The sequence below is a fragment of the Klebsiella sp. CN_Kp113 genome (assembly GCF_040064585.1).
Taxonomy (GTDB): Bacteria; Pseudomonadota; Gammaproteobacteria; order Enterobacterales; family Enterobacteriaceae; genus Klebsiella; species Klebsiella michiganensis.
In genome coordinates this window covers 38,056-57,921 of record NZ_JBEAID010000022.1, presented here as the reverse complement: position 1 = coordinate 57,921, position 19,866 = coordinate 38,056, and the positions used below count along the sequence as shown (strand labels likewise).

Below are 19,866 nucleotides of genomic sequence, written 5' to 3'. Positions count from 1 at the left end.
GTTGTGGAAAAGAAAGCCCGGCTTGACCGTATCGATCATAAGATCCTTGAAATTCTGCGCCGGGATGGCCGCATTTCTTATCAGAAGCTCTCGGAGCAGGTAAACCTCACCGCCCGTCCGTGCCTGGAGCGGGTGCGCGGCCTCGAGCGCGACGGCATTATTCGCGGCTACAGCGCCATTGTAGAACTGCCCGAGCCGGAGCACGCGTTTGTGGTACAGGCGCAAATCGCGCTGGCCGACCACGGGCGCTCGCAGCCGGTGTTTGAACAGGAGATGCGCCAGACGCCCGAAGTGCTGGACTGCTGGCTGGTCAGCGGCAGCTTCGACTTTCTGGTACGCATCGGCTGCCGCAGCATGGCGCACTACTGCCAGCTGGCGGATAGCTGGCTGACCAGTAAAAAGTTTCACGTCGATAAAATCGTCACCCTGACCGAACTGCAGGCCATTAAGCGCTCCTGACTAGCCGCGCCGGATAAACGCCAGCCAGCGCCGCTCGGCGCGGGAAAAGGCGAAAATCAGCATAAAGGTGCAGAGCAGATACAGCGCCGCGGCCATCAGAAACGGAATAAACGGCGAATAGGTCATGGCGTAGAACGCGCGGGCCACGCCGGTAATATCCAGCAGGGTGACGGTGCTGGCCAGCGACGTGGCGTGCAGTAAAAAGACCATTTCATTATTCAGCGCCGGGATCCCGCGTCTGAGCGTCGCAGGCAGCACCAGACGACGAATAATCTGCCATTTCCCCATCCCGTAGGCCTCCCCGGCGACCCACTCCTGGCGCGGAAAGGTCACCATCATCCCCGCCAGCAGCTCCGCGACGTACGCGGCAGTGTTGAGGACCAGCGCCAGCGTGGCGCAGAAGGTCGCATCGCGGAACAACAGCCAGAACGGCTGGTCGTTCATCCAGCCCGTCTGCACGATATCGAACTGCGACAGGCCGTAGTAAATCAGCATCAGCTGGAGATAGAGCGGCGTGCTGCGGAAAAAATACGTAAAACCACGGATGGGCAGCGCCAGCGCGCGCGGTCCATACACCTGCCCCACCGCCATCGCTATCGCCAGCGCCATCCCGGGAACGATGGAGAGCAAAAACAGCTCCGCCGTGACCGCCAGCCCGCTGGCGGCGCCGTTGCCGTCGCTCCACAAAAAGCTCGGGATCGCATCGAGAAAGGTTTGCAGATTCATAAGGCCGTCCCCGCCGTGGAAGAGCGCAGCGCGTAACGCTTCGCCAGGCGGCTGAAAAGCCAGCTGGAGAGCGCGGTAATCACCATGTAAATCAGCGAGACCAGAAAATAGAAGAGGAACGGCTTTTGCGTGGCGCGCCCGGCCTGTTCGGCCAGCCATACCATATCCTCAAGGCCCAGGATCGACACCAGCGCCGATGCTTTCATCAGCCCCAGCCAGTTGTTGTTGATGCCCGGGATCGCGAAGCTCAGCATCTGCGGTAGCATCACCCGGCGGAACACCGTCCACGGCCGCATCCCGTAGGCCTGCGCGGCTTCGGTTTGCCCGCGATCGACGGTCAGAAAGGCGCCGCGAAAGGTCTCGGTGTAATAGGCGCCGAAAACAAAGCCGATCGCCAGCACGCCGGAGATAAAGGTATTGAAGCGCACCGGCCCGAGCCCCACCAGACCCAGCAGCAGGTTCACCAGCATCTCGCCGCCGAAAAACAGCAGCAGCATAATCACCAGCTCCGGGATACCGCGTACCAGCGTGGTGTAGGCGGTGGAAAACAGGCGCAGCCACGGCGGGCCAAAGAGCTTAACCAGCGAGTTAATCAGCCCCAGCAGCAGAGCGACCAGTAATGAAGAGAGCATCACGCACAGCGAAAGCGCCGCGCCGCGTAACAACAGGGGTAAATAGTCTGCGACCATATTCAGCCTTCCGCGGAGGTCGTAAAGGGGCGCAGGCCATCGCCCGCGCCCGCATCTTCACGACTTATTTGCCATAAATATCAAAGCTAAAGTATTTTTTCTGGATCGCGTCGTAGGTGCCGTCGGCGCGGATTGCCTTAATGGCGCCGTTCAGCGCATCGCGCAGCGCCGGGTTGTCTTTATTCACCGCAATCCCCACGTCGGAGGAGATGCCGCCGTCCTGGATAACCGGACCGGCAAAGGCGAATTTCTGCCCGCGCGGGGTATCAATAAAGCCGGTCGCCGCCTGGATATTATCCTGCAACGCGGCGTCGATTCGCCCGGAGAGCAGGTCGAGGTAGACGTTATCCTGGTTAGCGTAACCGACAATTTTCACGCCATGATTGGCCCAGTTGGCCTTCGCAAACGCTTCATGGGTGGAGCCGGTCTGGACGCCGACGGTTTTGCCTTTCAGGCTGGCGACTTCAGGCAGCAGCGGGCTGCCTTTGCGCGCCACCAGCTGCGCCGCGCTGCGGTAGTAGCGGTCGGTGAAATCCACTTCCTTTTTACGCTCATCGGTAATATTGAGCGAAGCGATAATGGCATCGAACTTATGCGCGTTGAGGGCGGCAATCATGCTTTCGAACGGCTGCTTCACGAAAACGCATTTGGCTTTTAGCTGGGTGCACAGCGCATTGGCGATATCAATATCAAAGCCGGTAATTTCACCGCTGGGCGCCAGCACGTCAAACGGCGGATAGCCGCCATCGACGCCAAAGCTGATGGTGTCAAACTGCTGGGCGGCCAGCGGCGCGCTGAGCGCCATGCAGGCCAGTAGTGCGGCAAGGCGTATTTTCATTTCGATCTCCCCGGTGTTGGCGCGGTGATTAAAAACGCAGTGAGAGGCAGGTCAGGCCGCCATCCATTTTCTTAAATTCGCTGGTGTCGAGCTGCACGATAGGCATTCCCAGCTTGCTGATTTCGCCCAGGGTATAGGGGTAGCCCTGCGGCGTAATTAAGGTATCGTTGATCCACAGCGTATTTCCGGCGTAGGCCTCCTCTTCCGGGATCACGATGCTGTTGAAGCCGCTAAACGCCGGATGGTTAACGTAGCCTTCCGTCAGCAGCAGCGTATTGCGGCCCACATAGTTGACGATCGATTTCAGATGCAGACCGGCGCTCACTTCAATCGCCGCGACCTGATAGCCGTGCGGCTCAACGGCGGCGGCAAACTCGCGGATCCCCTGCTCATCGGTGCGCGCCGTCAGGCCGATAAAAAACTGCTTATCCACTAACAGCACGTCGCCGCCGTCCATATGCCCGCGCTCGCTCATCCGCGCCAGCGGACGGAACCCCGCCAGCACCGGCGCAATGGTATCGACCTCGCCCTGACGGCTCGGCGCGCCCGGATGGGTGATCACCGCCAGTTCCGGCATCACCACCGCGGTATCTTCAACAAAGTGCGCATCAGGATAATCCGCCGCCGCGGGCAGTACGGTGACCTTCAGGCCAAGCTGCAGCAGGGTTTCTACATAGGCGAGAAACTGGCGGGTGGTGGTGGCGATATCCGGCGCGCCCAGCCGGGCGGTAGTTTGTCCTGCGCCGCAGGTGGCGGCCGGAAGACGGGCGATAGCTTGGGTAAAATGCATAAAGAACCCTCTGGTAGTGGTCGCATTGCTTAAGGCAAAATCGTGAGTGAATTTGATTATCAAACAGATGCCGCCGCCAATCAGGCTGAATCACTTTCCGGGGCCGCTTATTCACGCTGTATATCAGTTCAGATTCGACGTATTCCGCTGTGACCCTTAAGAAACAGCGGATGACGGGCAATAACTAACCGGATTCATCGCCCGGCTAAGCAAAATCATTAAGCGAATTTTACGCCTAACTATTCACCGTAACCGGCTCTGCGAAAAGCGTTTTTTACAGACATATCTGGACAGTCTTTTCATAATTCCTCCATTTTTAAGCAGCGTTCGCTGGCTAAACTAGTATCATTCCGTGAAACGTTTCAGGATGAGATAGCAAATTAATGAAAGGTAGCAATAAAAGCCGTTGGGCTGCGGTGCTGGTGGTCGCGATCGTCGCGGGCACCGCGTACTGGTTCTGGCAGGGTCGCGAAGCGGCAAACAGCGGCGCGCCGACGGCATCAGGCGCGCGTCAGCAGGAGCCCGGAGGCGGACGCCCCGGTCGTTTTGGCGCCGCCCTCGCGCCGGTACAGGCGGCCACCGCCACCAGCGAAGCGGTACCCCGCTACCTTTCCGGCCTCGGCACCGTGACGGCGGCGAATACCGTCACCGTCCGCAGCCGCGTCGACGGCCAGCTGCTGGCCATCCACTTTACCGAAGGCCAGCAGGTCAAAGCGGGCGATCTGCTCGCGGAAATCGACCCCAGCCAGTTTAAAGTCGCCCTCGCCCAGGCCGAAGGCCAGCTGGCGAAAGATCGGGCCACCCTGGCCAACGCCCGTCGCGATCTGGCGCGCTACCAGCAGCTGGTCAAAACCAATCTGGTTTCCCGGCAGGAGCTGGACACCCAGCAGTCGCTGGTCAGCGAAACCCAGGGTACGATCAAAGCGGACGAAGCCGCAGTCGCCAGCGCCCAGCTGCAGCTGGACTGGAGCCGCATCACCGCGCCAATCGACGGCCGGGTCGGCTTAAAACAGGTGGATATCGGCAACCAGATCGCCAGCGGCGACACCACCGGGATTGTGGTGCTGACGCAAACCCACCCGATCGACGTGGTCTTTACGCTGCCGGAAAACCAAATCGCCACGGTGGTACAGGCGCAAAAGGCGGGGAAAAAGCTGGCTGTCGAAGCCTGGGACCGCACCAATAAACAGAAAATCAGCGAAGGCTCACTGCTGAGCCTCGATAACCAGATTGACGCCACCACCGGCACCATCAAGCTGAAAGCGCGCTTTACTAACCTGGACGATGCCCTGTTCCCGAATCAGTTCGTCAACGCCCGTATGCTGGTCGATACCGAGCAGAACGCGGTGGTGATCCCAACCGCCGCGCTGCAAATGGGTAACGAAGGCCATTTCGTCTGGGTACTGAACGATGAGAACAAGGTCAGCAAGCACACCGTCACGCCGGGTATTCAGGACAGCCTGAAAGTGGTGATCAACGCCGGGCTTTCCGCCGGCGATCGCGTCGTAACCGACGGTATCGACCGTCTGACCGAAGGCGCAAAAGTTGAGGTCGTCGAAGCCCACGATGCGGCAACCGCCGCCGAGCCGGAAAAAGCCACCAGCCGCGAGTACGGTAAAAAAGGAGCGCGCTCCTGATGCAAGTGTTACCGCCGAGCAGCACGGGTGGCCCTTCCCGTCTGTTTATCATGCGCCCGGTCGCCACGACGCTGTTAATGGTGGCCATTATGCTGGCCGGGATTATCGGCTATCGTTTCCTGCCGGTTTCGGCGCTGCCGGAAGTGGACTACCCGACGATTCAGGTGGTAACCCTCTATCCCGGCGCCAGCCCGGACGTGATGACCTCGTCGGTGACCGCCCCGCTGGAGCGCCAGTTTGGCCAGATGTCCGGCCTCAAGCAGATGTCTTCCCAGAGCTCCGGCGGCGCGTCGGTGGTCACGCTCCAGTTCCAGCTCACGCTGCCGCTGGACGTCGCGGAACAGGAAGTACAGGCAGCCATCAACGCCGCCACCAACCTGCTGCCTTCTGACCTGCCTAACCCTCCGGTCTACAGCAAAGTTAACCCCGCCGATCCGCCGATTATGACCCTTGCGGTCACCTCTTCCGCCGTGCCGATGACCCAGGTCGAGGATATGGTGGAGACCCGCGTGGCGCAGAAAATCTCCCAGGTTTCCGGCGTCGGGCTGGTCACCCTCGCGGGCGGCCAGCGCCCGGCGGTACGCGTCAAGCTCAACGCCCAGGCCATCGCCGCCCTCGGGCTGACCAGCGAAACGGTGCGCACCGCGATAACCAGCGCCAACGTCAACTCGGCGAAGGGGAGCCTTGACGGCCCGTCGCGGGCGGTGACCCTCTCCGCCAACGATCAGATGCAGTCGGCGGAAGATTACCGCCGGCTGATTATCGCTTATCAGAACGGCGCGCCGATTCGCCTCGGCGACGTCGCCACCGTGGAACAGGGCGCGGAAAACAGCTGGCTTGGGGCATGGGCGAACAATCAGCGGGCGATCGTCATGAACGTCCAGCGCCAGCCGGGGGCCAACATTATCTCGACCGCCGACAGCATCCGCCAGATGCTGCCGCAGCTCACCGAAAGCCTGCCGAAATCGGTTAAAGTTCAGGTGCTTTCCGACCGCACCACCAATATCCGCGCCTCGGTTAGCGACACCCAGTTCGAGCTGATGCTGGCCATCGCCCTGGTGGTGATGATTATCTACGTCTTTCTGCGCAACGTCCCGGCGACGATTATTCCCGGCATCGCCGTACCGCTATCGCTGGTCGGCACCTTTGCGGTGATGGTATTTCTCGATTTTTCAATTAACAACCTGACGCTGATGGCCCTGACCATCGCCACCGGCTTTGTGGTCGATGACGCCATCGTGGTGATTGAAAACATCTCGCGCTATATCGAGAAAGGCGAAAAGCCGCTGGCCGCCGCCCTGAAAGGGGCCGGAGAGATTGGCTTTACCATTATCTCGCTGACCTTCTCGCTGATTGCGGTGCTGATCCCGCTGCTGTTTATGGGCGATATCGTGGGCCGTCTGTTCCGCGAGTTCGCCATTACCCTGGCGGTGGCGATCCTGATTTCCGCGGTGGTGTCGCTGACCCTGACGCCGATGATGTGCGCCCGCATGCTGAGCCACGAGTCGCTGCGCAAGCAGAACCGCTTCTCGCGCGCCAGCGAGCGTTTCTTTGAGCGGGTGATCGCCGTCTATGGCCGCTGGCTGAGCCGGGTGCTGAATCATCCGTGGCTGACCCTGAGCGTGGCCCTCGGTACGCTGGTGCTGTCGATTATGCTGTGGGTGTTTATTCCGAAGGGCTTCTTCCCGATTCAGGACAACGGCATTATCCAGGGGACGCTGCAGGCGCCGCAGTCGGCGTCGTTCGCCAATATGGCCGAGCGCCAGCAGCAGGTGTCGGCGGCGATACTTAACGATCCGGCGGTGGAAAGCCTTACCTCCTACGTCGGCGTCGACGGTACCAACCCGGCGCTCAACAGCGCCCGCCTGCAAATCAACCTTAAGCCGCTGGACGAGCGCGACGATCGCGTGCAGACGGTGATCGGCCGCCTGCAGAACGCGGTGAGCGGCATTCCCGGCATTGAGCTTTACCTCCAGCCGACGCAGGATCTGACCATTGACACCACCGTCAGCCGCACCCAGTACCAGTTCACCCTGCAGGCCAACTCGCTGGACGCGCTCAGCAACTGGGTCCCGCAGCTGCTGGCCCGGCTGCAGGCGCTGCCGCAGCTCTCCGACGTCAGCAGCGACTGGCAGGATAAGGGCCTGGCGGCGTATATCAACGTTGATCGCGATAGCGCCAGCCGTCTCGGCATCAGCATGGCGGACGTCGATAACGCGCTGTATAACGCCTTCGGTCAGCGCTTAATCTCCACCATTTATACCCAGGCGAATCAGTACCGCGTGGTGCTGGAGCATGATACCCAGGCCACGCCGGGGCTGGCGGCGCTGGATAATATTCGCCTGACCAGCAGCGACGGCGGGATTGTGCCGCTGAAATCCATCGCCAGCGTCGAGGAGCGCTTTGCCCCGCTATCCATAAACCATCTCGATCAGTTCCCGGTTACCACCATCTCGTTTAACGTGCCGGACAACTATTCGCTGGGCGATGCGGTCGAAGCGATTCTTGGCGCCGAACAGGCGCTGGCGTTCCCGAGCGATATCCGTACCCAGTTCCAGGGCAGCTCTCTGGCCTTCCAGTCGGCGCTCGGCAGCACCGTTTGGCTGGTGGTTGCCGCGGTGGTGGCGATGTATATCGTCCTCGGGGTGCTGTATGAAAGCTTTATTCATCCGATAACGATTCTCTCCACCCTGCCGACGGCGGGCGTCGGTGCGCTGCTGGCGCTATGGCTGGCGGGGAGCGAACTGGACGTTATCGCGATTATCGGCATCATTCTGCTGATCGGCATCGTCAAGAAAAACGCCATCATGATGATCGACTTCGCGCTGGCCGCCGAACGCGAGCAGGGCATGCCGCCGCGCGAGGCGATCTACCAGGCCTGCCTGCTGCGCTTCCGCCCGATCCTGATGACCACCCTCGCCGCCCTGCTGGGCGCACTGCCGCTGATGCTCAGTACCGGCGTCGGCGCGGAGCTGCGGCGTCCGCTGGGGATTGGCATGGTCGGCGGTCTGATGCTCAGCCAGGTGCTGACGCTGTTCACGACTCCGGTTATCTACCTGCTGTTCGACCGGCTGTCGCTGTATATGAAGAGCCGATTCCCGCGGCGTGAGGAGGAGGCGTAGGTGAAGTTTTTCGCCCTCTTCATTTACCGTCCGGTGGCGACGATTCTGATTTCGCTCGCCATTACCCTGTGCGGCATCCTCGGTTTCCGCCTGCTGCCGGTGGCGCCGCTGCCGCAGGTGGATTTCCCGGTCATCATGATCAGCGCCTCGCTGCCCGGCGCGTCGCCGGAGACCATGGCCTCTTCGGTGGCGACGCCGCTGGAGCGCTCTTTGGGGCGGATTGCCGGGGTCAATGAGATGACCTCCTCCAGCTCGCTCGGCAGTACGCGCATCATTCTTGAGTTCAACTTTGACCGCGATATCAACGGCGCGGCCCGCGACGTGCAGGCGGCGATTAACGCCGCGCAAAGTCTGCTGCCGAGCGGCATGCCGAGCCGTCCGACCTACCGCAAAGCCAACCCGTCAGACGCGCCGATCATGATCCTCACCCTCACCTCGGATACCTGGTCCCAGGGTGAACTGTACGACTTCGCCTCTACCCAGCTGGCGCAGACCATTGCCCAGATTGACGGCGTCGGCGACGTGGACGTCGGCGGCAGTTCGCTGCCCGCGGTGCGCGTCGACCTCAACCCGCAGGCGCTGTTTAACCAGGGCGTATCGCTGGACGCGGTGCGCACCGCCATCAGCAACGCCAACGTACGTAAACCGCAGGGGGCGCTGGAAGATGCCACCCACCGCTGGCAGGTGGCGACCAACGACGAGCTGAAGACCGCCGCCGAATACCAGCCGCTGATCGTGCACTATAACAACGGCGCGGCGGTGCGCCTCGGCGACGTCGCCAACGTCACCGATTCGGTGCAGGACGTGCGCAACGCCGGGATGACTAACGCCAAACCGGCGATTTTGCTGATGATCCGCAAGCTGCCGGAAGCCAATATCATCGAGACGGTGGACAGCATTCGCGCCCGCCTGCCGGAGCTGCAGCGCACCATCCCGGCCTCTGTCGATCTGCAAATCGCCCAGGACCGCTCGCCGACCATCCGCGCCTCGCTGGAGGAAGTGGAGCAAACGCTGGTCATCTCGGTGGCGCTGGTGATCCTCGTGGTCTTCCTCTTCCTCCGCTCGGGGCGCGCGACGCTGATCCCGGCGGTGGCGGTTCCGGTTTCGCTGATCGGCACCTTTGCCGCCATGTACCTGTGCGGCTTTAGCCTTAACAACCTGTCGCTGATGGCGCTGACCATCGCTACCGGTTTCGTGGTCGATGACGCCATCGTGGTGCTGGAAAATATTTCCCGCCATCTGGAAGCCGGCATGAAGCCGCTGCAGGCGGCGCTGCAGGGGAGCCGGGAAGTCGGTTTTACCGTCCTGTCGATGAGCCTGTCGCTGGTGGCAGTGTTCCTGCCGCTGCTGCTGATGGGCGGCCTGCCGGGAAGGCTGCTGCGCGAATTCGCCGTTACCCTGTCGGTGGCGATTGGCATTTCGCTGGCGGTCTCTCTGACCCTGACGCCGATGATGTGCGGCTGGCTGCTGAAAAGCGGCAAGCCCCACGAGCCGACGCGCAAGCGCGGGGTTGGCCGCCTGCTGGTGGCGATTCAGGGCGGATACGGCAAATCGCTGAAGTGGGTGCTGAAGCACAGCCGCTTAACCGGACTGATGCTGCTTGGCACCATCGCGCTGAGCGTCTGGCTCTATATCTCAATTCCCAAAACCTTCTTCCCGGAGCAGGACACCGGGGTGCTGATGGGCGGTATCCAGGCGGACCAGAGCATCTCGTTCCAGGCGATGCGCGGCAAGCTGGAGGACTTTATGAAGATCATTCGTGAAGATCCGGCGGTGGACAACGTCACCGGTTTTACCGGCGGCTCGCGGGTCAACAGCGGAATGATGTTTATCACCCTCAAGTCGCGCGATGAGCGCCATGAAACGGCGCAGCAGATTATCGATCGGCTGCGGAAGAAGCTGGCCAAAGAGCCGGGGGCCAACCTGTTCCTGATGGCGGTACAGGATATCCGCGTCGGCGGCCGTCAGGCCAACGCCAGCTACCAGTATACGCTGCTGTCGGACGACCTTGCGGCGCTGCGGGAATGGGAGCCGAAAATCCGCAAAACGCTGGCGGCGCTGCCGGAGCTGGCGGACGTCAACTCCGACAGCCAGAATAACGGCGCGGAGATGGATCTGATCTACGATCGCGATACCATGTCGCGGCTCGGCATCAGCGTGCAGGACGCCAACAATCTGCTGAACAACGCCTTCGGTCAGCGGCAGATCTCAACCATCTACCAGCCGCTGAACCAGTATAAAGTGGTGATGCAGGTCGACCCGGTCTACACCCAGGACGTCAGCGCCCTCGATAAGATGTTTGTGATCAACAGCGAAGACAAGCCGATTCCGCTCTCCTATTTCGCCAAATGGCAGCCGGCTAACGCGCCGCTGTCGGTGAACCACCAGGGGCTGTCGGCGGCGTCGACCATCTCCTTTAACCTGCCTACCGGCAAGTCTCTGTCGGAAGCCAGCGACGCCATCAACCGGGCGATGACCCAGATTGGCGTACCGTCCAGCGTCCGCGGGTCGTTCGCCGGGACCGCGCAGGTGTTCCAGGAGACCATGAACTCGCAGGTGATCCTGATTCTGGCAGCCATTGCCACGGTCTATATCGTGCTGGGGATCCTCTATGAGAGCTACGTTCATCCGCTGACCATTCTGTCGACCATTCCGTCCGCGGGCGTCGGCGCGCTGCTGGCGCTGGAGCTTTTCGATGCCCCGTTCAGCCTAATCGCGCTTATCGGGATTATGCTATTAATTGGCATCGTGAAGAAAAACGCTATCATGATGGTCGATTTCGCCCTTGAGGCGCAGCGCAACGGCAACCTGCCGCCGGAAGAGGCGATCTTCCAGGCCTGTCTGCTGCGCTTCCGGCCGATAATGATGACCACCCTGGCGGCGCTGTTCGGCGCGCTGCCGCTGGTTATCTCCGGCGGCGATGGCTCCGAGCTGCGCCAGCCGCTGGGGATTACCATTGTCGGCGGCCTGGTGATGAGTCAGCTGTTGACCCTGTACACCACGCCGGTGGTCTATCTGTTCTTCGACCGTCTGCGGCTGCGTTTTTCGCGAAAAGTCCCTCAACCGGTAAGCGAATAACATGACAGATCTTCCCTCCAGCGTGCGCTGGCAGCTGTGGATAGTGGCCTTCGGCTTTTTTATGCAGGCGCTGGATACCACTATCGTTAACACCGCCCTCCCCTCCATGGCGCAGAGCCTCGGGGAGAGCCCGCTGCATATGCATATGGTTATTGTCTCCTATGTGCTGACGGTGGCGGTGATGCTGCCCGCCAGCGGCTGGCTGGCGGATCGGGTCGGGGTGCGGAATATCTTTTTTAGCGCCATCGTGCTGTTTACCGCCGGCTCCCTGTTCTGCGCGCAGGCCGCCACGCTCGATCAGCTGATACTCGCCCGCGTGCTGCAGGGCGTCGGCGGCGCGATGATGGTGCCGGTTGGCCGCCTGACGGTGATGAAAATCGTCCCGCGCAGTCAATACATGGCGGCGATGACCTTCGTCACCCTGCCCGGCCAGGTGGGTCCGCTGCTCGGCCCGGCGCTCGGCGGGATGCTGGTGGAGTACGCCTCCTGGCACTGGATCTTCCTGATCAACATTCCGGTCGGCATCGTCGGCGCCATCGCCACGCTGTGCCTGATGCCCAACTACACCCTGCAAACCCGGCGCTTTGATATCTTCGGCTTTATTTTGCTGGCCGCCGGCATGGCGACGCTGACCCTGGCGCTCGACGGTAAAAAAGGGCTCGGGCTCTCCCCCCTGTGGCTGACGGCGCTGGTGGCCATCGGCGCGGCGTCAATGCTGTGCTATCTGTGGCACGCGCGCGGCAACCGCAACGCGCTGTTTAGCCTGAAGCTGTTTACCAACCGCACCTTTTCTCTCGGCCTTGGCGGCAGCTTCGCCGGGCGTATCGGCAGCGGCATGCTGCCGTTTATGACGCCGGTGTTTTTACAGATCGGCCTCGGCTTTACGCCGTTCCACGCCGGGCTGATGATGATCCCGATGGTGCTCGGCAGCATGGGGATGAAGCGCATTGTGGTCCAGGTGGTCAACCGCTTCGGCTATCGCCGGGTACTGGTGACCTCGACGATTGGCCTCGCGCTGGTCAGCCTGCTGTTTATGGCCGTTGCGCTCGCCGGCTGGTACTGGCTGCTGCCGGTGGTGCTGTTCCTGCAGGGGATGATTAACTCCAGCCGCTTTTCTTCAATGAATACGCTGACCCTGAAAGACCTGCCCGACGATCTGGCCAGCAGCGGCAACAGCTTGCTGTCGATGGTCATGCAGCTGTCGATGAGTATCGGCGTCACTATCGCCGGGATGCTGCTCGGTCTCTACGGCCAGCAGCATATCAGCGCCGATGCGGCGATCGCTCATCAGGTCTTTCTCTATACCTACTTAAGCATGGCGGTGATTATCGCGCTGCCGGCGCTGCTTTTTTCCCGCGTACCGGATGACACCACGACCAATACCGTGATTCGTCGCCGTAAAAGGAGTGAGTCTTGAAGTTCTGGCGTCCCGGCATTACCGGCAAGCTGTTTATCGCGATCCTCGCCACCTGCATCGTGCTGCTGATCAGTATGCACTGGGCGGTGCGTATCAGCTTTGAACGCGGCTTTATTGACTATATCAAGCGCGGCAACGAACAGCGCCTGACCATGCTCGGCGATGCCCTGAGCGAGCAGTATGCCCAGCACGGCAGCTGGACGTTCCTGCGCAACAACGACCGCTTTATTTTCCAGCTGCTGAAAACCTTTGAACGCGACAACGATGACCGCTCGCCGCCGGGCCGCGGTATGGGCCACGGTCCGATGGATGAGCCGCACGGTGGCCCCGGCCCGGAAGAGATGCCGCCGGACGCCGCGCCGGACCGGCCGCTCGACGGTCCACGCGGCGATCGTGGCGACCGCGGTCCCGGCCCCGATATGCCTCCGCACGGCTGGCGCACCATGTTCTGGGTGGTCGATCAAAAAGGACGCGTACTGGTGGGCCCGCGCGAACGCGTGCCGAAGGACGGTACCCGGCGCAGTATTATGGTCGACGGCGTTGAGGTTGGCGCGGTCATCGCCTCGCCGGTTGAACGCCTGACGCGCAACACCGATATCAACTTTGACCGCCAGCAGAAACGTACCAGCTGGCTGATTGTCGCCCTCGCCACGCTGCTGGCGGCGCTGGCCACCTTCCCGCTGGCGCGCGGCCTGCTCGCGCCGGTTAAACGCCTGGTTGAGGGGACGCACCGTCTGGCGGCCGGCGATTTCTCCACCCGCGTCGCCGCCACCAGCAGCGATGAGCTGGGGCGTCTGGCCAAAGATTTTAACCAGCTGGCCAGCACTCTGGAACGCAACCAGCAGATGCGCCGGGACCTGATGGCCGATATTTCCCACGAGCTGCGCACGCCGCTGGCGGTGCTGCGCGGCGAGCTGGAGGCGATTCAGGATGGGATCCGCAAATTTACCCCGGACTCCATCGCCTCCCTGCAGGCGGAAGTCGCCACCCTCACCAAACTGGTCGATGACTTACACCAGCTGTCGATGTCCGATGAAGGCGCCCTCTCCTACCAGAAAACCTCGGTGGATATCATCAATCTGCTGGAGGTCGCCGCCGGCGCGTTTCGCGAGCGCTTCGCCAGCCGCGGGCTGTCGATCGGCGTTTCGCTGCCGGAAAGCGCGACGATTTTCGGCGACCGGGATCGCCTGATGCAGCTGTTTAATAACCTGCTGGAAAACAGCCTGCGCTATACCGATAGCGGCGGCGGCCTGCAGATTAGCGCCAGCCAGAGCGGGGATATGCTGGTTCTCGATTTTGCCGATAGCGCCCCCGGCGTCACCGATGAACAGCTGGAGCGGTTGGTTGAGCGTTTTTATCGTACTGAGGGGTCGCGCAATCGTGCCAGCGGCGGCTCTGGTTTAGGGCTGGCGATTTGCCTTAACATTGTCGCGGCCCACGGCGGCACTTTGCGTGCCGGCCATTCGCCTTTGGGCGGGGTTAGCATTAAAGTAGAACTACCTCTGGAACGTAATTTATCGAGAGACGTATGACTGAATTACCTGTTGATGAAAACACGCCACGCATTCTTATCGTGGAAGATGAGCCCAAGCTGGGTCAGCTGCTGATCGATTACCTTCAGGCGGCGGGCTATGCGCCGACGCTGATTAATCACGGCGATCGGGTTCTCCCGTACGTTCGCCAGACGCCGCCGCATCTGATCCTGCTGGATCTGATGCTGCCCGGCACCGACGGTCTGACCCTGTGTCGGGAAATCCGCCGTTTCTCTGAGGTACCGGTGGTGATGGTCACCGCCAAAATCGAGGAGATCGACCGCCTGCTGGGGTTAGAAATCGGCGCCGATGACTATATCTGTAAGCCCTACAGCCCGCGTGAGGTGGTGGCCCGCGTGAAGACCATTCTTCGCCGCTGCAAACCGCAGCGCGATCTGCAGGCGCTGGATGCGGAAAGCCCGCTGATTGTCGACGAAGGTCGTTTTCAGGCTTCCTGGCGCGACAAGCTGCTGGACCTCACGCCCGCCGAGTTCCGCCTGCTGAAAACCCTCTCCCAGGAACCGGGTAAAGTCTTCTCGCGCGAACAGCTGCTGAATCATCTATACGATGATTACCGCGTGGTGACCGACCGAACGATCGATAGCCATATCAAAAACCTGCGGCGTAAGCTGGAGTCGCTGGACGCCGAGCAGTCGTTTATCCGCGCCGTTTACGGCGTAGGGTACCGCTGGGAAGCCGACGCCTGCCGGCTGGCATAGTTAGCCCCTGCCCGACTTTCCCCGGCTCGCGCTGCGCTTAGCCGGGCTACTGGCTCACCGCCGTCTGCGGGCCGGGTAGCCCGGACAGGCGCGTCAAACGCCGCCTCCGGGGAATTCGCCTCCCTGCGCGCCATAATCTGAAAATATCCTCAATAATAAAAAAATGACCTAACGGCATGCTATATTGCGAAAGATATTATTGAATATTTTCAATGGATTAAATAAATAATGATAAAAATAACCACTTTCTCTTTTTGTGGGCTGCTTTTGCTCTGGACGACGGCCAGAGCAGAAATCACGGAACAGCAAATCGAAGCTGACTGCGCAAAAATCTCGACCTGGGCCAGCCAGGGCGAGCAATTCTATAAAGAGAAAAACTACGCCAAAGCGCGCGCTGCTTTTAAACAGCAGGCCGCATGGAGCGAAAGCTGCGCTCTTGACGACAGCGCCATCGCCACGGCCTACAACAACGTGGCGTTAACCTGGGTACGTGAAGGGGAGTGGCGCAAAGCCCGCGCCTGGCTGATGATAAGGCCAAACGACAGTAAGTCGGTTTACAATCTGGGACTTATCAAAGATAAGCTTGCTGCCATGCCGCTGCCTGCTTCAGCCGCTGGAGAATACTGGCGCTATGCCGGACGCGCCTCGTGGAACGTAATTATCGTAAAAGAGTTGCCAAAGCCATCGCAGTATCAGGTTGATTTCCAAGGCTATTATTTCGGCCTGATGGGGATCTACGCTGGCCCCAACATGGGGGAGTTCTCCGAAGCGGTCACGCTGGCAAACAATAATGCCGTCGTGGCGCTTCGGGAAGGGAATTATATTCACTGCGATATCTCGCTGGCGTTCTCCTCTGAAGCTATCGAGGCTGAGACCGATACGCCTATGAACTGCGGTTTTGGCATGAACGTCAACGCCGACGGGCGCTATCTGCGTGTTGATTAAGCCGGACGGTTTACTCCCCTCCCCCACGGCGCTACAATGCCCGCCCTTAATGTGGGGGCACTCCCCAACTCGCCGTACCGGGTGCGGCGAATCTGACCTGTCATCAGAACGAGAAAATCATGTTTAAACCGGAACTCCTTTCCCCGGCGGGAACGCTGAAAAATATGCGTTACGCTTTCGCTTATGGCGCAGATGCCGTTTACGCGGGCCAACCGCGCTACTCCCTGCGCGTGCGTAATAACGAATTCAATCACGAAAATCTGCAGCTCGGCATCAACGAAGCCCACGCGCTGGGTAAAAAATTCTATGTGGTGGTCAACATTGCCCCGCATAACGCCAAGCTAAAAACGTTTATTCGCGATCTGAAGCCGGTGGTGGAAATGGGGCCGGACGCGCTGATCATGTCCGACCCGGGGTTGATCATGCTGGTGCGCGAAAATTTCCCGCATATGGATATTCACCTGTCGGTACAGGCCAACGCCGTCAACTGGGCGACGGTCAAGTTCTGGCAGCAAATGGGACTCACCCGCGTTATTCTCTCCCGCGAGCTGTCGCTGGATGAAATCGCCGAAATTCGCAGCCAGGTGCCGGAAATGGAGATCGAAATTTTCGTCCACGGCGCGCTGTGCATGGCCTACTCCGGCCGCTGCCTGCTCTCTGGCTATATCAACAAACGCGACCCAAACCAGGGGACCTGCACCAACGCCTGCCGCTGGGAGTATAACGTGCAGGAAGGTAAAGAAGACGACGTCGGTAATATCGTGCATAAGCACGAACCGATCCCGGTGCAGAACGTCGAGCCGACGCTGGGCATCGGCGCGCCGACTGACCAGGTGTTTATGATTGAAGAGGCCAAACGTCCGGGCGAATACATGACCGCTTTCGAAGACGAACACGGCACCTACATCATGAACTCGAAAGATCTGCGCGCGATTGCCCACGTTGAGCGCCTGACCCAGATGGGCGTCCACTCGCTGAAAATCGAAGGCCGCACCAAATCACATTACTATTGCGCCCGTACCGCTCAGGTCTACCGCAAGGCCATTGACGATGCTGCCGCTGGCAAACCGTTCGACACCTCCCTGCTGGATACCCTGGAAAACCTCGCGCACCGTGGCTATACCGAAGGCTTCCTGCGTCGCCACACGCACGATGACTACCAGAACTACGAGCACGGCTACTCCGTTTCCGAACGCCAGCAGTTTGTCGGCGAATTTACCGGCGAGCGCAACGGCCAGCTGGCGGCGGTGGCAGTGAAAAACAAATTTTCCGTCGGCGACAGCCTTGAGCTGATGACCCCGCAGGGCAACGTTAACTTTACCCTCGAGCATATGGAAAACGGCAAAGGCGAACGCATGCCGGTGGCGCCGGGCGATGGCCACACAGTATGGTTGCCTGTTCCGGAAGATATGGCGCTGCAGTATGCGCTGCTGATGCGTAATTTTACTGGTCAGACGACCCGAAACCCGCACAGTAACTAGTTAATTTGGGTTATTTTTTCACGATGTAAAGATATTAGAAACGGATCACATACCGGTTCGTTCAAAGCAGATATCATCCATTTCGCTGAAAAACATAACCCATAAATGCTAGCTGTACCAGGAACCACCTCCTTAGCCTGCGTAATCTCCCTTACGCGGGCTTATTTTTTTATCTCTCTCCCGGCCTTCCCTTTCCGCATGCGGTACACTTTATGCATCATTGAGCAACAAAGGTCCCCTGATAATGTCCACGTTTCCAGCCAGCTTACTGATTCTGAATGGTAAAGGCGCCAATGAACCGTCCCTGCGAGAGGCGGTTAAACTGTTACGCGACGAAGGTATCGACATTCACGTCCGCGTCACCTGGGAAAAGGGCGATGCCGTTCGGTTTATCGATGAAGCCCTGACGCTGAACGTCGAAACGGTGATTGCCGGCGGCGGCGATGGCACCATCAATGAGGTGGCGACGGCGCTGGTGGAGCGCGACGGCAATCTGGCGCTGGGGATTTTACCGCTGGGCACGGCGAACGACTTCGCCACCAGCGTCGGCATCCCTCAGGATCTGGCCAGCGCCCTGAAGCTGGCCATCGTTGGCCGCGATGTGGCGATAGATGTTGCACGGGTTAACGATAAGACCGGTTTTATTAATATGGCCACCGGCGGTTTCGGCACCCGAATCACGACCGAAACCCCGGAGAAGCTCAAGGCCGCGCTGGGCGGCGTCTCTTATTTAATCCACGGCCTGATGCGCATGGATACGCTTAAGCCTGACCGCTGCGAAATCCGCGGCGAGAACTTTCACTGGCATGGCGACGCGCTGGTCATCGGCATCGGCAACGGGCGCCAGGCCGGCGGCGGCCAGCAGCTGTGCCCGGAAGCGTTAATCAACGACGGCCTGCTGCATCTGCGCATTTTCACCGGCGAAGAGCTAATCCCCGCATTGTTCAGCACCCTGGCCAATCCGGAAACCTCGCCGAATATTATCGACGGCGTCTCATCGTGGTTCGAGATCACCGCTCCCCACGAGATGACGTTTAATCTCGATGGTGAACCGCTAACCGGCAAAACCTTCCGTATGGAGCTATTACCGGCCGCGCTACGCTGCCGACTGCCGCCGGACTGCCCGCTGCTACGTTAATCAGGTTTCGCAAAGCAAAGACGGCGCCCGGCTGGTATACAGCAGCCGGGTACGTTCGTTGAGCCGCTGGATGTTAAGGTAAAACGGCACCTGCGGCTGGAGGAAAAACGCTGGCAGGATACGCTTTACATGCTCCTCCTGCTCGGTCTCGCCGATGCTGGCTGAGACTGTTTCCGAACGCAGGAAGTAGTGCTGGCCGTCGCGGGTAAAGCTAAACCAGATGTTCTGATTAATGGTAAACGCAGCGCCCTGCGGCGGCGTAATTTCCCCCCGGACCATCGCCAGCCCGCGGCTGCTATCAAATACGTAGCGTAAGGAAATATCGCCCTGGTAGCCTGCGTTAATTAGCCGCATCTCGCCGCTGCACTGGAAATGATTGCGCTGCCAGTATTGCCAGGATTTTATCATTATTCCGCTAAGCACCCCGATAAATACGATAGCGATTAACCATTTAATTTCACGCGGGCGCATTGGCTACCTCCTTAATGTAATATTTGGTGAGGCATTGATTATCACGCCATTGACTAAATGGCTGACGGCAGCGAATCACCGACACCCGCGCTTGCCCGGGATAAAGCGTCAAATAAATCCACGAGTATTCTTCACATTCAAATTTGCTGCGCTTGATAAAATTGACATGACGAACGTGATCAACCACATCATTATTGGCAAAGAAATGACATTGTTGCGAAAGTTTAGCAATTATGGGCGAATAAGTTTGCAAATAAGAGTCGAATTCTGTTTGCCACGCAACAAAACCGCCGACCAGACAGCTCAGCAGCGCCGCAAGCCCCCATAACAGAGAGCATCGCGGCCTTAACCGCTTTTTTTCAGGCACACTCGCAGCCGCGACCTCCTCGTGCACGGGCCCATCCAGGGGCACCTGTGGCTCCGGCGCCTTCTCCATCTCGCACGGCTGGGACTCCGTCACCGATATTGTCGCATCCAGCCTGACGCCAACCCTCGGCAGCGTAATAATAATATCGCCCTCCATGCCCAGCTCTTTAAATGCCCGGCGCAGCAGAGAAATATTCTGGTAGAAACCGTTGCTGGTTACCTGGGAGCCATGCTTTATCCACACTTCCTCGAAAAAGGTTTCGCGGGCAACGGTTTTGCCATCCTGCTGAATAAGCAGCAATAAACAACGGCTGGCCGGCATATTTAATGAAACCGTTTTCGTCTCGTCAGCAATGAGTATTAGAGCACCACGTTGAGGAATAAATGTAATTATTCCATTAATCGTATATGTTTTTTCCATCCTGTTCCCTGAGAATAGTAATCAAGTGGATAAGCGG

The 19,866-nt window shown here is 59.7% G+C and carries 16 protein-coding genes; 10 read left to right on the top strand and 6 right to left on the bottom strand.

Annotated features, from left to right (window positions below):
• Positions 1 to 3 precede the first annotated feature (3 nt).
• Positions 4 to 459, top strand: coding sequence for an Lrp/AsnC family transcriptional regulator (locus ABLV30_RS14070; RefSeq protein ID WP_025107779.1), 456 nt, complete (start codon positions 4 to 6; stop codon positions 457 to 459).
• Here ABLV30_RS14070 and ABLV30_RS14065 read toward each other — a convergent pair whose 3' ends face one another.
• The 4 genes from ABLV30_RS14065 to ABLV30_RS14050 form a co-directional block, all read right to left on the bottom strand.
• Entirely contained in the window at positions 460 to 1,185 is a 726-nt protein-coding gene (locus ABLV30_RS14065; protein ID WP_014230092.1) for an ABC transporter permease subunit, read from the bottom strand. It abuts the gene before it with no gap.
• Positions 1,182 to 1,874: an ABC transporter permease subunit gene (locus ABLV30_RS14060; RefSeq protein WP_014230093.1), complete on the bottom strand. Its 693-nt coding sequence runs from the start codon at positions 1,872 to 1,874 to the stop codon at positions 1,182 to 1,184. Before ABLV30_RS14060 ends, ABLV30_RS14065 begins: the two co-directional genes overlap by 4 nt.
• Positions 1,875 to 1,938: 64 nt before the next feature.
• Complete coding sequence (locus ABLV30_RS14055) at positions 1,939 to 2,712, bottom strand: ABC transporter substrate-binding protein (protein ID WP_032719853.1); 774 nt, start codon at positions 2,710 to 2,712, stop codon at positions 1,939 to 1,941.
• A gap of 28 nt (positions 2,713 to 2,740) precedes the next feature.
• Positions 2,741 to 3,502, bottom strand: a complete 762-nt coding sequence (locus ABLV30_RS14050) for an arginine deiminase family protein (protein WP_046877531.1) — start codon at positions 3,500 to 3,502, stop codon at positions 2,741 to 2,743.
• A gap of 383 nt (positions 3,503 to 3,885) precedes the next feature.
• Here ABLV30_RS14050 and ABLV30_RS14045 point away from each other — a divergent pair, with 383 nt between their 5' ends.
• The 9 genes from ABLV30_RS14045 (at position 3,886) to yegS (ending at position 18,571) form a co-directional block, all read left to right on the top strand.
• A complete protein-coding gene (locus ABLV30_RS14045; RefSeq protein ID WP_064374833.1) occupies positions 3,886 to 5,139 on the top strand; it encodes an MdtA/MuxA family multidrug efflux RND transporter periplasmic adaptor subunit in 1,254 nt (417 codons plus the stop codon).
• Positions 5,139 to 8,261 (top strand): MdtB/MuxB family multidrug efflux RND transporter permease subunit, encoded by a 3,123-nt coding sequence (locus ABLV30_RS14040; RefSeq protein ID WP_014838976.1) that lies wholly within the window; start codon positions 5,139 to 5,141, stop codon positions 8,259 to 8,261. Before ABLV30_RS14045 ends, ABLV30_RS14040 begins: the two co-directional genes overlap by 1 nt.
• The gene (gene mdtC, locus ABLV30_RS14035; RefSeq protein ID WP_116280304.1) at positions 8,262 to 11,339 is read left to right on the top strand and encodes a multidrug efflux RND transporter permease subunit MdtC; all 3,078 of its coding nucleotides are present in this window, start codon (positions 8,262 to 8,264) and stop codon (positions 11,337 to 11,339) included.
• 1 nt (position 11,340) lies between these two features.
• Positions 11,341 to 12,756 (top strand): MFS transporter, encoded by a 1,416-nt coding sequence (locus tag ABLV30_RS14030; protein ID WP_014230099.1) that lies wholly within the window; start codon positions 11,341 to 11,343, stop codon positions 12,754 to 12,756.
• The gene (gene baeS, locus ABLV30_RS14025) at positions 12,753 to 14,288 is read left to right on the top strand and encodes a two-component system sensor histidine kinase BaeS (RefSeq protein ID WP_016946933.1); all 1,536 of its coding nucleotides are present in this window, start codon (positions 12,753 to 12,755) and stop codon (positions 14,286 to 14,288) included. Before ABLV30_RS14030 ends, baeS begins: the two co-directional genes overlap by 4 nt.
• On the top strand, positions 14,285 to 15,007 hold the full coding sequence (baeR, locus tag ABLV30_RS14020; RefSeq protein WP_014230101.1) for a two-component system response regulator BaeR: 723 nt from the start codon (positions 14,285 to 14,287) through the stop codon (positions 15,005 to 15,007). Before baeS ends, baeR begins: the two co-directional genes overlap by 4 nt.
• 225 nt (positions 15,008 to 15,232) lie before the next feature.
• The gene (locus ABLV30_RS14015) at positions 15,233 to 15,952 is read left to right on the top strand and encodes a hypothetical protein (RefSeq protein ID WP_074194251.1); all 720 of its coding nucleotides are present in this window, start codon (positions 15,233 to 15,235) and stop codon (positions 15,950 to 15,952) included.
• 119 nt (positions 15,953 to 16,071) lie between these two features.
• A complete protein-coding gene (gene yegQ, locus ABLV30_RS14010) occupies positions 16,072 to 17,433 on the top strand; it encodes a tRNA 5-hydroxyuridine modification protein YegQ (protein ID WP_025107782.1) in 1,362 nt (453 codons plus the stop codon).
• A 244-nt stretch (positions 17,434 to 17,677) separates the two neighbouring features.
• Positions 17,678 to 18,571 (top strand): lipid kinase YegS, encoded by an 894-nt coding sequence (gene yegS, locus ABLV30_RS14005; RefSeq protein ID WP_009654032.1) that lies wholly within the window; start codon positions 17,678 to 17,680, stop codon positions 18,569 to 18,571.
• On the opposite strand, the gene ABLV30_RS14000 is transcribed toward yegS, so the two are convergent.
• Together ABLV30_RS14000 and ABLV30_RS13995 are read right to left on the bottom strand one after the other, a co-directional pair.
• Positions 18,572 to 19,042 (bottom strand): hypothetical protein, encoded by a 471-nt coding sequence (locus tag ABLV30_RS14000; protein WP_014230103.1) that lies wholly within the window; start codon positions 19,040 to 19,042, stop codon positions 18,572 to 18,574.
• Entirely contained in the window at positions 19,029 to 19,829 is an 801-nt protein-coding gene (locus tag ABLV30_RS13995) for a winged helix-turn-helix domain-containing protein (protein ID WP_128334765.1), read from the bottom strand. Before ABLV30_RS13995 ends, ABLV30_RS14000 begins: the two co-directional genes overlap by 14 nt.
• Positions 19,830 to 19,866 lie beyond the last annotated feature (37 nt).